This window comes from Tissierella pigra, assembly GCF_018917845.1.
GTDB lineage: Bacteria > Bacillota > Clostridia > Tissierellales > Tissierellaceae > Tissierella > Tissierella pigra.
Genome location: NZ_JAHLPJ010000001.1, coordinates 2,170,937 through 2,186,268 on the forward strand (window position 1 = coordinate 2,170,937; position 15,332 = coordinate 2,186,268).

Sequence of the window (15,332 nt, forward strand, 5' to 3'; positions counted from 1 at the left end):
AAATTCCTCATTTCTGTGCAATTAAGACTCCTCACTTTTATTCATTTTTAATTTATCTTTAATTCTATAGGATGGTCCTGTAATATTAAATAAATATGAGTAATGCAATATTCTATCTAGGATAGCTTTAGTTATCATTTCATCTTGCCCTAATATGCTTGGCCACTTATCAAATGTAATATTGCTTGTAAATATTGTAGATCTCTTTGTATATCTCATGTCTATTAGTTGAAAGAATATCTTAGATTCTAAAGGTGATATTTCATTGAACCCTACTTCGTCTATAATTAGTAGCTTATATTTAAAATATAATTTTAGTTTTTTCTCTAAAGCACCTTCATTGTAGGCTTGTTTTAGATTTTGAATTAATCTTGAAAACTTTATAAAGTAAACACTATTTCTCTTAACTGCTACTTCATATCCGATAGCTACTGCTAAATGTGTTTTTCCCACACCAGGGTTCCCTATAAAGACTACATTAGTTGCGTCTAAATAGAAATTAGATGCAACTAATTCCTTTATTTTATCTTCGCTGACTGTTGGTTGAAAAGAGAAGTCATAGTCTTCAATTTTCCTTATAAATGGGAATGCTGCTACTTTCACATTATATAGTCGGTTGTTTTCTTCTTTTGCCTCAACTTCTTTTCTAAGCACTTTATTTAAACCTTTTATTTCACTCGAAGATATATTATCATTTATGTGCAGTTCTTTTAAATAAGCATGTGCAGACTTTAGTTTAAGATATGTTAGCTGATCTAAAACTTCATTAATCATATATAATATTCCTCATTTCTTCTATCATAATTTCTTTGCTATTTGTCTCTTTGTAATCTTTATTTTCTCTTTTAGGATAGTGTAAGTCATGACATTCCTTTATATATAGTTTATTTTTAGATATTTGATGTACAGTGACAATTTTATTGTTATAATATATATGGAGTTGACTGTTTTTTACTATTAGATTTACTTTGAATCCTATTAATCTTTTAGGTACTGAGTATTTATTAGATTTATATGAGATTAACGAATCTTTAGTTACAGCGACTGGATTTAAGGAAAGGTGATATTTTTCTCGGATTCTTCGTGGTGGAAGGGGCGAAAAGTCACCTTTCTCTTGATTTAATAAAACTATTCTAGGCATATTTGTTGCTTGAGAAATACTTTTATTATCTTCATCATTTATTATTTTCAATTTTTCATGAACATCAAGTAAATCATTATATACTCCATTGTAATTTTCAAGTTGAGATGGTTTCTTGTTTTGAGTTTCTGTTTTTCCTTTCGTTTCAGGACGATATGGCATACAAGGTTTACATTTAATATTATAATCTCTTAAGAATTCTTCAAACTTTACATTTAAAATAGCTTCTGTATCTTTTGTTCTAGGCTTATCTACTAAGCACTTTATATTATCAATAACCAGTTCTTCTGGAACACCTCCTATAGTTTCAAAAGCACCTGCCAGGAAACTTTCTATTGTCTCATATTTAGTATCTACTACAATTTCTCGCACATTAAATCTTGAAAATCCAAGTGTTAAAGTTGCAACATTTACTCTTTCTACTTCACCTGTTTTGTATATTATTTTTACTTTTTCTTTTAAATCAAACTGTGCTTGTACTCCTGGCTTTGTTTCAAATCTTTCATAAAATTTTTGTGTCTTCTTTTTATTAAATAGTGAATTTATTTCCTCATCATTTCTTACATATCTATTTAGAGTTGATCTGCTACATGTAATTTGGTGTTCTCTAACCAAATAATTATATAAATGATCTATATAGTCAAAACTTCTATACTTATCAGTTAATAACTTGATTATAAGTTCTCTGTATTTATCTAGATACTTAACTCTTACTCTTTTGCCTGAAGGTACTTTTCCTTCTAGATACTTCTTAATCGTTTTTCGATCCTTATTTAATTCTTTAGCAAGTTTAGATATATTCAACTTTAAAAATCCTTTCTTATATGATTCAGCAAACATAGCCAAGTCACTAATATTTTCAATATTGTTTATTATTATTTCTGTCATTATAATCACCTCAAAATGATTATAACAAAAAGAATACCTATAGAGTTTATAACTTGGGAAAGTTACGTGCACAATATTGGGTATTCTTATCTTAACATTTATATCTCCTTGCTCCAGTTCCTCATAGATCTCGTAAACAAATCGAAAAAAGACGGATTTGCTATACAATAGATTAAGGTGTGAAGGAACTTTCCACTTCTCATACATTTTTCGCAGTTCTTCCGCAAAAAAAATGGGATTGCCTGGCACAAATCCATATTGTTGTTGGAAAGGGTTGGCTTGTTCTAGTAGCTGCACATATTCTACTTTATGAAAAGGCGGTTCTCCAGCTTTGTACATCACCAGATAGTATTCCAACCAATCGCATCGAGGATGGATGGTCAGTTCTGTTCCTTTCCCTCCATGGAACAGACCGAATCGCTCTACACTATATGAGGTATCACCTAGCGACACCTCCGCTTTTCCGCCAATGGTATAGACAAATGTACTTACTGGCAGTTGGTAGCCATACAAATCTTCCTCTGAAGAGATTAAGTTATGGCGAATATCCAAAAGGGAAATTGCAGACTGATTCCAAACTTGGATGGCAGCCACAATTTCCCTCTTTGAAAAGTTTGCTGTTTTTTTATTTGTGTACATATCACACCTCCACGGTAAATAGGATAGTTAGACATAGCTAACTTTAATTATATCATCTATTATACCGATTGTATATCATTTGTCATCAAAATATTCTGAGCAATACTATTTAGCTAAATCCGTCAAAACATCGTACACTAAATCCAGAAAGTAATTCTTAGTATTATCAATAACTTATATAGGCTGATAACTTTTTTATATGCCAAATTTTGTGCATCTTTCCCCATTCTTGAGAGCAAATACCAATGAAATCCATAGTCTGTTTTGTACGATAACTGAGATTAGTAAATTGAATATAAAATTTTAACATAACATTTAGCAAAACTTTATATACATTTACTTATTAATATCTTAAAAATTAATCATGAAACACTTGATGTTTCTAATAATCATTAGTTTTGGAAACCTGATTGTAAACAGTAAATGCATCTAAAATATTGAATTGTTCTGTATAAGGACTTCCATCAGCATTAGCAGTTACTAAAATATATTCCTTGCCGTCTATTTTTGCCAAACTGGCAAGACATAATTTTGCCTCTCCCGTATAACCAGTCTTTCCACCCTTAATAGTGCCATTATTTATATCTTCTGTATCCATTTTTTTGAACATGGTACTTTGAAAAGTAATTCCGTCGGAATGAAGATTTGTTGCTTTTGTAGTATATCGTTTCGAGGTGTATACTTCTCGAAATATATTGTTTTGTAATGCATATTTCAGTAATTTTGCAATATCATTTACAGTAGTATAATGATTCCTGTGATGTAACCCTGTAGAGTTAATAAAATGAGTGTCATTCATCTCCAATTCTTCAGCTTTTTCATTCATTAATTTTACATAACTTTTCTCTGAACCCGCAATTGCATCCGCTAATCCAATACAACTTTCTGCCCCAGATGGTAATAATACTCCATAAATCAAGTCAATTGCTGGTACCTTTTCATTTGGCAAAAATCCTGCCATAGAAGCATTTTCAGAATATAATTTCTCAAACATATCCTCTGACAGATAAATTTCTTCATCTAAATCCGGTAGATTTTCAATTGCTACTATTGCTGTCATAATTTTTGTAAGAGATGCTGGGTAAATTCTTTCATCAGATGATTTATCTAATAATATCTCATTATCATCTAAAGAAATGAGAATAGCATTCGAACTATACAAGTCATCAACTATAATCTGATTGGATTCTTCGTAAATCCTTGTTTCTTGGTTTTTTATAGGTGATTCTATTTGTTGATTATTTTTACCTATTATATGATCTTGCAAAAATAAGGCTATAACAAATACCGCACCTACACACAGCATTGAAAAAATATATTTTATCTTCCTCTTCTTTCTTTTGTACCTTTGCCTATTCACTGTCATTTTGAAATTCCTCCTTAAATGTGAGATATGATCTCGTCTTATAATATAATTCTAATAAAATTTAATATTTTTTGTATAAACAACAGCTTATAGACTTATTAAGATTCTCTTATGAATTGCTTAATATTTGCGGCATTTAAAAATATAATAAAAATAAAAAAACACTACTCCTTTATGAATTGTTATATCATAAAGAAATAATGTTTCTTAGTTATTGATTACGCCTGGTATCTTTATATGAAATATTGTATAATTATCGTTGCTTTCTGCATAAATTTCACCCTCATGTAAGACTACAATTTCTTTGGCAATAGCAAGACCTAGCCCAGAATTGCCGGTATCCGTTCCTCTAGATTCATCTAGTCTATAAAACTTTTCAAATATACTATCCAGTTTTTGCGGCGGAATACTTTTTCCATAATTTTTAAAGGTTACAACTGCATTCTGTGATTGTTTATAAATGTCTATTATAATTTTACTATTTTTATCACCATATGCAATTGCATTTTTAAATACATTATTAAATACTCGCGCCAGTTTATCTGAATCGCCACAAAGCATAATATCGTCTTCTGCATTTACTATAACCTCTTGCTTTTTTTCAGAAAGCATTGGATAAAACTCATCTGCCATTTGAAATAACATATAGGATAGATTAAAGTCTTTTTTATCTAATACAATGGTTTGAAGATTATATCTAGTAATTTCAAAAAATTCATTGATAAGTTTTTCAAGGCGATTTGCTTTTTCTAAAGTAATTTCCATATATTTTGCCCTTTGTTCAGTTGGCATATCTGGTATTTCTGACATTAAATCTAAATATCCGATAACTGAAGTAAGTGGAGTCTTTATATCATGTGCAAGATAAACAACTAAATCATTCTTTCTTTGTTCCGCTTGTTTTGCATCTCTTTCTCTCTTTTCTAGAATATGTCTGCACATATTTAGTTTGGTTTCCAAAAAACTCATTTCTGGAGATAGTTCAATTTCCTTATCTGAACCTTTCATTAAGTCATCCATACCTTCAGCGATTTCATCAAAATATCTTGTAATCCGAGAAATAGCAAATCGGAAAATGATTAATGAAAAAATAACCATTAAAACTAGCATAATAATATCCATGTTATTACGGAATGTATATTGGTGGATAGTCAATGCATCATAATAAGACAAGTTAAATGTCTTTTGTAAAAAACCGACAATCCAATTACCAAATTTTCCTCGAAATATTGCACTTAATAATATTAAAAATCCAATACTAACTAAAATAAATATGAATACTTTAAAAAATAATTTTCGTTTGAATACTGAATAATCATTTTTTCTGGTTTTATTAACTTTCAATTTTATAGCCAACTCCCCATACAGTTTTGATATATTTTGGATTTTCAGCTGAATCATTCATTTTTTCTCTTAAGTGTCTAATGTGAACCATAATAGTGTTGTTACTGCTGCTAAAATATTTATCCCCCCAAACTTCGTGGAATAACTTGTCAGAGCTTACGACCTGACCTTTGTTCTCACATAAAACCCATAGAATTGAAAACTCTGTAGGAGTCAAAGACAATGGTTTTTCATTTAAAAAACACTCATGATTATCTTTGTCCACCACTAGACCTCCTATAGAAATTATGTTTTCTTTTTGAAATTTGTCTAATTGGTTGTATTTCGTGAACCTCCTTAATTGAGCCTTTACCCGGGCTACTAGCTCGAGTGGTCGAAATGGCTTTGTAATATAATCATCTGCACCTAATGTCAAACCTGTGATTTTATCTATTTCTTCATCTTTTGCAGTCAACATAATGATTGGAAAATTATAAGAGTCCCGTATTTTTTGGCAAATGGAAAATCCATCTATATCTGGAAGCATGATGTCTAAAATAGCCATATCCAATTGTTCAGTTTCTATAACTTTCATTGCTTCTGCTCCTGTATAACATTTGAACACTATAAAATTTTCATTTTTTAGATACAATTCGATTAAGTTAGCAATTTCTTTTTCATCTTCAACTACTAAAATTTTTGTCTGCATATATCCCCCTTCTTTCTATATCTAATAATCAGAGTTTTTGAACCCCTATACTTCTTATCAATCTTATCTATCAAACTTATTTCAAGTATTTTAAGACTTATAGTTATATCTTTTCCTTAATCAGCTCAGTAATACCTCCTACTTGTCTAACATTTTAATGTCTACTAAATTCATTAAATATATTGTAACTGCTTTTATAGGACTTCCATTATCCGAGTGTAATACCAATGACCTACCTACTATTCTTTGTGATAAAGTATCCTCATTCTCAGAAGATCTCCGGCAGAACTCATATTTATCAAGATTTATGCTAGTTTCAACAGGCAAACTGTTTCTATATGCCTCGAGGTGACAATAAAGATACTGTACGACCTAGTATATCCTTGGTTGAGATAAGATATTATATGTATTTATTTTGCTGCCATAGCAAGCTGCATTGATATCCTAATTGGAAGTGACGGATTAGCCATCTGATTTAAATCCCCTACAAAGAATAGATCTCTCATAGGATAATAAAAAGCAAATGAACCTGTTGATCCAGAATGACCAACCAATTCACCTTTTCCCATAAAAAAATTGTTCACTCCATTTAAGGGAATTTGCATATACCCCCCTCCATAATAAATTGGTCCCATGGAGAACTGCAACTTATTATAAATTGATAAGCTATTGAAAATATTTTTATTAAACAATTTTCCTCCAAAGAATGCTTTTATAAATATCATTAATTCATAAGCATTAGTAATACATCCTCCACTTGCACCGCTGCTAATCACGAGTTTAGGACGATGGATGACTTGATTCATATAATAGACTTGAGGTATCCTATTATTTTCATTTTCTGAAAGATATGTATGAGATAGCCCAAGAGGCTCAAAAATATATTTTTTATATGCCTGTGATAATTTGAAACCACTTACCATTACAATTATTTCACCTAGTATATCAAAGTTAATATCTGCATAATAAGCTTTGCCTTTCTTTCTTGCTTCAAAATGAGGTTTTAAATTCTTAACCCTATCTATCATATCACTGAAAGTAATATAAAAGTCCTCTAGAAGGACTTTATTCTTCAAACTGTCTTTTCCTTCTAAATATACATCTGGCAATCCACTTGTTTGAAACAGTAAATCCGATATTGTTAGTTCCAAAGAGTAATCCTTACCATTATAAACATGAATTCCCTTTATAATATTTTCATCAAAATACTCAGATATTTTATCATTTAAGGATAATTTCCCCTGTTCCAATAATATTAAAATACAAGTAGTGGTAAATAACTTTGTGATACTTGCCATAAGAAATGGTGAGTTTAATCCCTTCCCACCATACCCTTTGCAAAGTGAGAACTCTCCATTTGTGTTTTCTATCAGCAAAATTCCTTCATTAATTTTCTTTGAGTTTGTAAATTTATTAAAAATCTTTTCAAATCTCTTAGTCTCAATATTTGTCATACCCATGCCTCCTAGTATTTAATGATACTACTTTTCCATTCCTCTCATCTCACATTCTCTCATTTTATTATATAATAAAGTTTTACTAACTTTCGCAATTGTAACATATTTCTTTTACTTATTTCTACAATAATTTAGCTATTTTTCTTTTATAATGAGATTATGGATCCCACAACGGGTATCCTAGGAAACATACCCATTAACTTTACCTTATAGTTAAAAGTAATTGTTATTTTAATCTATCTTAAATGTGTTAACATGAAAAAAGCATAGTTTCACAGACTAATCATAGTCAGAAACCTATGCTTTTTCATTTCCTTGACTGATGGTACTCTATAAATCCTTAAATATATATTATCTAATATCTATATCGAAAGCAACTTAATAGGATCGTGAAACTAATTAATATTTATATTAGTACTTATTTACATTCATAGTTTCAGAGAGAAGTAATAAAGCAAAAAAGATACTAATAACTGTTCTCGAATTCTATGATTGATAATATACTTAACAATTTTATTTTAGTTTTACCCCATTAATATTGATGATAATCATTTAATTACTTAATTGAACAATAGTTAAAGAGCGATTCATATAACCTAAAACAGGAAAATCCGTGCTAATACTTACTCCTACTTCATCTCCTACTGTTAAAGAGGCTTGAACAATAAACGTTGAACTACTTCTATTAGATATTTTAAAAAAAGTAGTAGTATCACCAAAAATTGGTGTACCATTGACAGTAATAATAGCCTCTAGATATGGTTGATCTGAATCTGGATTAACAGTGGCTTCAGCATTAACAGATATCGTTATTTGATAAATTCCACTTTCTCCTACAACTAATTCATTGCCTGATAGACTTACTGTAATAGTATCTGATAAAGGTCCAACCACACTAAATGGTACTGGTTCAAAAGTTTCTCCAGGTGTCTCTACACTACTTCCTCTTAAAGATCCAAAGGCCAAAACGACTTCTCCAGTAGGACCTGGTGGTCCCTGTGGACCTGCCGGACCTTGTGCTCCTGCTGGACCTGCTGGACCCATTGGACCTTCTGGACCTATATCACCTGCTGAACCTTGTGGACCTGCCGGACCTGCCGGACCTTGTGCTCCTGCTGGACCTGCTGGACCCATTGGACCTTCTGGACCTATATCACCTGCTGAACCTTGTGGACCTGTCGGACCTGCTGGACCTTGTGCTCCTGCTGGACCTGCTGGACCCATTGAACCTTCTGGACCTATATCACCTGCTGAACCTTGTGGACCTGCCGGACCTATATCACCTGCTGAACCTTGTGGACCTGCCGGACCTGCTGGACCTTGTGCTCCTGCTGGACCTGCTGGGCCTATGGGACCTGGTGGACCGGCAGGGCATGGTATGCAAGTCGGTGGACATGGATTACACCGTGGACATAGATTACACCATTGATTCCATGAATTATTAAAATTAGTTGCTCTTATTTTAACTCTATTGGCATCATCATTATTAATAGATGAAATTGAATCAGATAAATTTTTATTATTATTCATGCAAAAACTCCTTTCAGTTAAACAGAATTTTACAATCTATACTTTATACTTATGAGATTATTCCAATTTTGTGCAATGAAATTTCCTATGGCAAAACCAAATATTTCATATTGAAATTGGTCTAGCTAATTATACTAATAGACAGCGTTAAAGGAGATAAAAATCCTATAATAGCGAGTTATTTAACTTTTTATTTTTCTAAATATTTTAAATGTATACTAGTGTTTATTTTAGTAGACGACCAATTTAAATTTGTTATACATATTAAATTATCATCTCATAATTTTGTTAGTAGTGATGATCGATTTTTTTAATCTTTTCACTACCTCACAAGTCATTTTACGGCTTCAACATGCTTTGGAAGAATAATAAATATGACGTGGTAATAGAAGAATTACACTTACAGAAGAAAAAGTGTTGCTTCGTAAACTGGTACAGGAAATTATGGAGCTTGTAGAAAACCGAATAAGAAATTAGTAATACGATGAAGTAATCAGTGGAGATGCCTACATTGGCGGAGGCAAAACAGATTCAATGCGCCTCATTGCAAAGGTCGTAAATAAACTCAAGAGAAGCTCCTCACATTCAATATCATTTGTACAGTAGAAATGTAGATGATGTAACTTAACGTTTAGATAAAGGCTTACTGGACTTTGGAGTTCTTATTGAGACAGCTAATATCCAAAATTATGACTATCTGCATCTCCTCTCCCTACAACTGATACATGGGATCTGCTAATGAAAAAAGATAGCCCACTGTCTAATTTGGACAGCATTAGACCAGAGAATCTATATGATATACCACTGATCTGCTCTAGACAAGCTCTTTCTGGAAATGAAATATCAGGATAGTTTGGTAATGATTTTGAAAAACTTAATATTGTAGCTACCTATAACCTAATTTATAATGCTACACTTATTGGAAGGTATCGGTTACGCTTTATGTTTGGATAAGCTAGTATACACCACCAGTGCCAGTAATCTCTGTTTTAAATCTCTGGAAGCACATTTGAATATTGCATGGAAGAAGTATCAAGTATTTTCTAATGCTGAAAAACAATTCTTGAAAAAACATTTTTCTCGAAAATGACCTTCCCTGCTGTCTTCTTGCTTTCAACAAATAAATACCTGACATCTGATGTGTCGGTATGTGGAAAATTGAAGCATACAAGTACAAAATGGCATAATACATGAAAATTAAGAATACACTTTATTATATTATTTTATTATTTTCGTGTTTTTAACACACTTGGAGGGATTATAAATGTACAACAATCACAACCAATCTCAATCATCTTTTCCAAACGCATCCCATTCCCAGACGGTAGGTGTGCGAGGTCCTGTTCTTGTTCAAGACACTGCTCTACATGAAACCTTGGAAACCTTTGTATTCTCAACTACACTGCCAAGACGTATTCATACAAAAGGATATGGTGCTTTTGGATATTTTTACACTACTCACTCAATGAAAGAATATACAAAAGCTGGATTTTTGCAAATGCCTAATCAACAGGTACCAGTAGCGGTGCGCTTCTCTCTTGCTGCAAGCAATCAGGGAACGCCTGACACCTTAAGAAATGTGCGGGGATTCAGCACTAGGTTTTATACAGATGAAGGAATTTTTGATTTACTCTGTAATCATCTCCCTGTCTTTTTTGTACGGGATGCTATTCGTGTACCAGATATAATTAGTCATCTTTCGCCTTCACCAGTGAATAATCTCCCTGACCCTGAAAGGCTTTGGAGCTTGTTTGCGAAATACCCAGAGGCAACAAATATGCTGATATGGTTTTTCTCAGATTTAGGAACTGTAAAGAGTCTTCGTCATATCAAGGGATATAGTGTGAGTACCTATGTCTGGCGAAATGCACAAGGTGTTCGCAACTATGTGAAATACCACTGGCTCCCTATGGCAGGAACAGAATATATTGACCAGCAGGAGGCTCAACGACTGGCATGCCAAGACCCTGATATCGCTGGACGCGACCTATATGACAGTATAGCAAAAGGAAAGGCTGTGGAGTACGAGTTGTATGTGCAGCTTATGAATCCTGAAGATGCAAAGCTACTTCCCTTTGACCCTTTGGATGATACTAAAGTATGGGATGAAGCCCAATATCCCCTTTTACCCGTTGGACGAATGGTTTTAAATTACAATCCAGAAAATTATGCTGAGCAGGTAGAAAAATTAGCCTTTAATCCAGCAAATTTACTTCCTGGTCTTGAATTTTCAGATGACAAGGTGTTACAGGGACGTACTTTTATTTATTCAGATGCACAGCGTCACAGACTGGGCCCTGATTATCGTAATATCCCTGTCAACAAACAGCCAAACTGGTCTCCTGCATCTATGGTATCCAGTGGAAATGGCAGATATGTCGCTGGTGAAATTATGCGTGCCGAAATCCCAAACCCAGACAATTTTACACAAGCGACGCAAAGATATGAGTCCTTTTCTGCAGTAGAGAAAAAGAACCTTGCAAATAATATTGCATCGGGACTTGTGAATGCCCAGCCTAATACCCAGTGTACCGTCTTATGGCATTTGGAGCAAGTTTCCCCTACCCTTGCAGAAATGGTCAGAAATCAAATGCTTTTATATACGGATACAGTGAGAAGATAAACTCCACTGCTTCAATTGCAGATCTGATTTTTCATGCTAATAGCAAAAATGACCAAAATTCAAATGGAAACATAAAAAGAATCATGCTAATAAGCATGAATCCTTTTTATGTTTCAATATTCAGTTTGCATTTCTTAAATTGTCCTTATGATACCATGAACTTGTAATATACCATTTCATCTTCTGTATGTTTCACACTATCATGAATCATTTATTTGCTTCGGCATTACTTCCAGTATTACATATCTAACTCCTGCCCTCAACAAAAACAGAACGATTTAGCATGACTTCTTTGCATGCTTTTTATTAAGCTTTAAGACAATATTTTTCTGTCCTGCAACAGTTTGAAAAACTGTTACTGCAACATTTGCTCGTTCTTTTAGGGTTAAGTTTTCATATGCAGTCTTGGAATTGATTTGTTCTATAATATTTTTTAGACCATGCAAATCTAAAAGGTTTACAGCTATACCAAAAAAGCTTTTTCGACGTCCATCGTTATAGTTTGCGAGCAAATGTTTTAGTATCTCGGATTTTTCTATTAATTCAGCATTGTATTGTTCTGTACCTATTTTCTGTGATTTTTTCATATCTTTAAGTTGATTACGATGGGTAATAAAAGAATCAAACTCATCTATGCCTTTGTACTTTTCACAAGGATATTCACTGCATAGATAACAATATTCAATGTCTCCGTGCTGTAAACTGCACTTGGCAATAGCACAACCCTGATTACCTGCACCTCCACCACAACCTGGACAGTAACTATCCAATTTCATAGTGCAAAGTTCACAATTCAAACCACATAACGAAAACATCAGATCTTTTCTTTGAAAGTTTTTCATGCTTATCCTCCTTACATAGAATATAAGTTCTCTTTAATATAGAGAAAGAATTTCATTTGTTTGTCACCTTAATATCCTTAATTTTTTCCCATACAAAATTATGGTCGATGTATCTAACCATTCTATAAGCTATTGGCCTAAATCCACACTTGAACCAAAATGTTGAAGAGGCGAGATTAGTTATTCTCCAATCTATTGTTATGTTATTATATCCCTTTTCTTTCACAATTCTGATGCCTTCATTCATTAATTTTTTACCAACACCACTTCTCATTTGAGAAGGGTAAATACCTGCAATACTTAACTCTACTCCATCGTCAGGTGCCATGAAGTCTGAAGTAATGGGCTCATATACTTGAAACCCTAATTCCTTCATATCTTTTTCCGCAATAATAATAATTGCTTCATCATCCTCTACTATCCTTCTATACCCCTCCTTTATCTTTAATAAATTGTCAGGTAAGACAGGTTCAAATACAGGTGCTGAATTTTGATATGAGTAGATTATGCTAGACATTCTACCCATTGCTTCACTATCCATTTTATTGGCAAGTCTAATATCTGCATCAGATACATTTTCAAAAGGCTTATAATCTGCAATATTCATTATCCCATGTACTTGCTGGATAAAAAAGCTTAATTGCAGAAAGGCATCATAGTACACCTGATTTCCAATAGGTATTAAAGTATAATGACTAAAGCAGCCTTGTTCGAGCCACAGAATGGAAACCTTTGCATATAGATTCCTTATGAGTTCTGAGGGTTGGTCCTTTCTTATTGCAATCCCTTCATAGGGTACCCAGATATGCTTGCCTCTTCCATTATCAATCTTTATTTTTCCTATTATATAACCTACTAGTTCATCATTAACAAATGCACCTATCCCAATTACTTTATTATTAATGAACAATTTTTTAAGTAAATCCGTGATATGTTTTGTATTGAGGCAGCTGTTTTTCAGGAATGGGAATATCTTACTCTCAAGACTTTGTCTGCATATTAACAGCTCAACCATTGCAGGTACATCATAAATATCAATTGGCCTGAATTCAAATATTTTCATTTCTACTCCCCCATACTAAATTTGCGTTATATTGTGTAGGAAATTCATCTATCTCGTAAATAATCTCTTTCAGATATTTCACAAACACAATTATTCCTATTTCCAAATCACCTCTAACGTCCTTTGACAATTCAAACAAAAATCATAGTCAAATTATTTTAGAGTGCAGTTCCCTTTGTGGGAACAAACAAATGGGACATATCGACACCTTCTAGTTCAAGTAATTTCACTTTCTTGTTAATGCCACCAGCATAACCTATCAAACTACCATTTGTCCCTACAACTCTATGACAGGGGATAATAATAGATATAGGATTGTGTCCAACAGCACCTCCTACCGCTTGACTCGACATAGTTTTCTTGTTCATTTTAGATGCTACTATTTTCGCAATCTCACCATAAGTAGTTACCTCTCCATATGGTATTTGACATAAAATCGTCCATACAATTTGCCGAAATTCTCCACCAATAGGAGCTAACGGTAATTGAGAAATAGCAGGATTTTTACCTGTAAAATATCTATCCAGCCATTTTTTTGCTACTTCTAATACTGGTATATCGTCCTTTACTGTCATTTCTGTGGATATATTAGAACCATGATATTTTTGTCCTTCATTCCATACACCAATAATATTATCTCCGTCACACGCAAGTGTAATTAAACCCACAGGTGATGTATAAGTTGTCTTATAGTACATTTTAATACTCCTTTCGTCGGTTCATTTTATAAGGTATTCAAAAGATTAATCGTATGTCTTTTTTTGAGCTTTCGTAAATATTATCTTATTAAATTTTTGAGTATTTATCTTTTCTTTGTAACAGGATTATGAATTCTACATGTCTTGAAGCGATGATAATGATGTCACAAGTAGATAGTCCTCCCTTAGTGGAAAGGTATTAAATCCTTTCTATCATAAAAATCATTTTCTATTACACCAAGTCCACCTATTATTTTATCCCCCAACATTACTACATACCATTGTGAGATAGCCTTTTCATTTTTTGAACACTTGTCAATGCTTTCAAGATATGCTTCAACTGGAACATTCTATCTACTGTGAAACCAGTTAGCTACATGGTTTCTTACTTCTGATTCTTCCTGTATTTTAACAATTTTATAATTACCCACATTTGCATTCCCCCTGTAATTCTTCTATACGTTCTTATCCATTCTGGGGTACTCCTATTTATACTTTACTTCTCATTCCAACTTTATATCATATTGATATTTTTATTTCAAATCCCAATTCATGTAATATGAGGTCATCGTCAATTATTTCATTATAGACACCATCAACTCTTTTAAAGCCATTTTTTATATAAAGATTTATAGCGGGTTTATTTGTATCGACAACAAAAAGTCTTAGGTATTTAGCCTCCATATCTCTTGCAAGGGCAATCGCCTTATTAATCATTATACTGCCAATTCCTTTTCGTGAATAGTTGATGTTGACCCCAAACCTGTCAATATATAATGCTTTGTCATGATTGCTCTCCCATTTTACATATTCTGCTCCTGCATTTGAATGGCATAAAGCAAAAGCAGAAACTATTTCTTTATTATCCTCTAAAACATAAAGATAATTATTTTCAATATCATCATAAAAAAACTCACACGGATAAATTTCATCCCAAATTTGAATATTATTTTCATTCATGCTGTAGATTATTTTTTCATATACCATTTTTAGCTGTGGTAAATCACCAATATTAGCCATTCTAAAGTTCATATTATCACCCCTTCCCCTTGT

At 32.7% G+C, this 15,332-nt stretch carries 12 protein-coding genes; 1 reads left to right on the plus strand and 11 read right to left on the minus strand.

Annotated elements, in window-relative coordinates:
• Positions 1-21: 21 nt before the first annotated feature.
• From istB to KQI41_RS10660, 7 genes are all read right to left on the minus strand, one after another.
• Positions 22-774, minus strand: a complete 753-nt coding sequence (gene istB / locus KQI41_RS10630; RefSeq protein ID WP_154443131.1) for an IS21-like element helper ATPase IstB — start codon at positions 772-774, stop codon at positions 22-24.
• On the minus strand, positions 767-2,668 hold the full coding sequence (istA, locus tag KQI41_RS10635; RefSeq protein WP_216585254.1) for an IS21 family transposase: 1,902 nt from the start codon (positions 2,666-2,668) through the stop codon (positions 767-769). Before istA ends, istB begins: the two co-directional genes overlap by 8 nt.
• 382 nt (positions 2,669-3,050) lie before the next feature.
• Entirely contained in the window at positions 3,051-4,034 is a 984-nt protein-coding gene (locus KQI41_RS10640) for a D-alanyl-D-alanine carboxypeptidase family protein (protein ID WP_154442822.1), read from the minus strand.
• Positions 4,035-4,241: 207 nt separating this feature from the next.
• Positions 4,242-5,390, minus strand: coding sequence for a sensor histidine kinase (locus KQI41_RS10645; protein WP_154442823.1), 1,149 nt, complete (start codon positions 5,388-5,390; stop codon positions 4,242-4,244).
• Positions 5,368-6,066 (minus strand): VanR-ABDEGLN family response regulator transcription factor, encoded by a 699-nt coding sequence (vanR, locus tag KQI41_RS10650; RefSeq protein ID WP_154442824.1) that lies wholly within the window; start codon positions 6,064-6,066, stop codon positions 5,368-5,370. Before vanR ends, KQI41_RS10645 begins: the two co-directional genes overlap by 23 nt.
• 410 nt (positions 6,067-6,476) lie before the next feature.
• Positions 6,477-7,520, minus strand: a complete 1,044-nt coding sequence (locus KQI41_RS10655; protein WP_154442825.1) for a serine hydrolase domain-containing protein — start codon at positions 7,518-7,520, stop codon at positions 6,477-6,479.
• 555 nt (positions 7,521-8,075) lie between these two features.
• Positions 8,076-9,053, minus strand: coding sequence for a collagen-like protein (locus KQI41_RS10660; protein ID WP_195838048.1), 978 nt, complete (start codon positions 9,051-9,053; stop codon positions 8,076-8,078).
• Positions 9,054-10,317: 1,264 nt separating this feature from the next.
• On the opposite strand from KQI41_RS10660, the gene KQI41_RS10665 reads away from it, so the two are divergent.
• Positions 10,318-11,676 (plus strand): catalase, encoded by a 1,359-nt coding sequence (locus KQI41_RS10665; protein ID WP_154442826.1) that lies wholly within the window; start codon positions 10,318-10,320, stop codon positions 11,674-11,676.
• A gap of 278 nt (positions 11,677-11,954) precedes the next feature.
• On the opposite strand, the gene KQI41_RS10670 is transcribed toward KQI41_RS10665, so the two are convergent.
• The 4 genes from KQI41_RS10670 to KQI41_RS10685 form a co-directional block, all read right to left on the minus strand.
• Complete coding sequence (locus KQI41_RS10670; protein WP_229768641.1) at positions 11,955-12,452, minus strand: DUF3795 domain-containing protein; 498 nt, start codon at positions 12,450-12,452, stop codon at positions 11,955-11,957.
• Positions 12,453-12,570: 118 nt separating this feature from the next.
• Positions 12,571-13,581: a GNAT family N-acetyltransferase gene (locus KQI41_RS10675; protein WP_154442828.1), complete on the minus strand. Its 1,011-nt coding sequence runs from the start codon at positions 13,579-13,581 to the stop codon at positions 12,571-12,573.
• A 158-nt stretch (positions 13,582-13,739) separates the two neighbouring features.
• The gene (locus KQI41_RS10680) at positions 13,740-14,279 is read right to left on the minus strand and encodes a methylated-DNA--[protein]-cysteine S-methyltransferase (protein ID WP_154442829.1); all 540 of its coding nucleotides are present in this window, start codon (positions 14,277-14,279) and stop codon (positions 13,740-13,742) included.
• A gap of 519 nt (positions 14,280-14,798) precedes the next feature.
• The gene (locus KQI41_RS10685; RefSeq protein ID WP_154442830.1) at positions 14,799-15,311 is read right to left on the minus strand and encodes a GNAT family N-acetyltransferase; all 513 of its coding nucleotides are present in this window, start codon (positions 15,309-15,311) and stop codon (positions 14,799-14,801) included.
• Between the last annotated feature and the right edge of the window lie 21 nt (positions 15,312-15,332).